Source organism: Dyadobacter sp. (genome assembly GCF_051859145.1).
In the GTDB taxonomy this organism is placed as follows: domain Bacteria; phylum Bacteroidota; class Bacteroidia; order Cytophagales; family Spirosomataceae; genus Dyadobacter.
On record NZ_JBHYGF010000614.1, the window covers coordinates 1 to 1,368 of the forward strand.

General features: G+C 47.3%; 1 protein-coding gene and 1 pseudogene. Both read right to left on the reverse strand.

Going from position 1 to position 1,368, the window contains the following annotated elements; all coding sequences use genetic code 11:
* Positions 1-199: 199 nt before the first annotated feature.
* On the reverse strand, positions 200-709 hold the full coding sequence (locus ACTIE6_RS27730; RefSeq protein WP_439559727.1) for a GNAT family N-acetyltransferase: 510 nt from the start codon (positions 707-709) through the stop codon (positions 200-202).
* Between the two features lie 32 nt (positions 710-741).
* Positions 742-1,368 (reverse strand): annotated as a pseudogene (locus ACTIE6_RS27735) (hypothetical protein); the annotation flags it as partial.

Consider the following 1,368-nt stretch of genomic DNA (forward strand, 5'->3'; position numbering starts at 1 on the left):
AAGGAATGCCTTCGGGATAATTCCGAAGCCAGGGATAGGAATTCTTTGTTATGCCGGTCATATGGGTGTGGGTAGGGGTTCTGCAAAACAAACTTTTGACGGATTCAAAGTAGCTAATTAAGCCAAAAGTTTATCAACACAATGCAATAAATTTTAATCGCATTGTCCTGTCATTTAAACGGAAACCAGCCTGTGCCTATTATCTGCGGGCAATCTCCCAGCGCCAGAGAAAACCATCCTCTGGATCGGTAACATCCTCTGTCTGAATAAATCCGATTTTTTCAAGCAAATGTGCAGAAGCATTTTCCTCAGCCAGCGTATGTGCGATTACCTTATGCACGCCAGGTTGTAAAAATGCATGGTCGAGTAGCCCTTTTGCGGTTTCAGTTCCAAGACCTTTGCCACGATGTGAAGGCATAATCTCGTAGCCTATCTCGACCATTCCATTGGAATCAGGCTCGCCTTTGTATCCGCAGGAGCCTATGAGCATATTGTCGGGCTTGTAAATAATAAGATAAACCCACCAGTTACGAAGAGGCGGGTGGGCTTTCCAGCGGTGGTAAGAAGGTGTAAATGTGTCGCGGAATTCTGTCCACTTCTTAGGGACATTCACGCCCATAACGCGGGCAAGTGTGTTATTTCCCATGCGGACTGCGTCAAAAAGCGTGTCGTCGCAAGGGACAATTCGTAAATGGGGGGTCTCAATCATGTTAATCTAATATCGACCCCCAATTTAGGAAACTATGAGTTGTTTTCGTCGAAACGATCTGTAATTGCTTTTCTGATCGCCTGGTGCGGCCGCATTCCGGTGCTCTTCGCCCGTTGTACCGCACGATCGGCCGAGGCATTTGATTTAGCACGTAATGCCAGGTTTGAAACAGTCAGGTGACTGTCTCTCCACGAATCATATTCTTCTTCGCTCATTACATCCCGGCTCACTTTTCCATGTTCGTAACCGTCACCAAAAGATTGAATGCGACTATCGGTCAGCGCTTTTCTGCGCTCATTTTCCAAAGTCTCAATTTCAGCGCGGATCCGTGCTTCTTCTTCACGGAGCTCTTCCAAGGCAGGCAGTACTGAAATGTCATTTTCAAGAATGCTCTTCTGCGTCATGTGCAAGGTCAGTTGTTCCTGCAGTGGCTCCATTGCTTTGATAATCTTTTTACGACGTCTTCTCAGTCTGCCCAGTTTCGGGTCAATTTGCAGCCACCGGTACCAAAAACCCTGCAAAACCGGCAGCGCCATACCGAGCGAAACCGCACCTGCTACTGCAAACAAAACTCCACTTAGTACAAATGAAAGCAATGCCCAGGGACTGTTTACCAGATCCAGGTTGAGCTGGTCGGAGTTACGGAGCGCATTCTCAAT

Excerpts from the sequence above, each read along its gene's own strand:
- ACTIE6_RS27730 (WP_439559727.1), bottom strand. The coding sequence starts at position 709 with ATGATTGAGACCCCCCATTTACGAATTGTCCCTTGCGACGACACGCTT.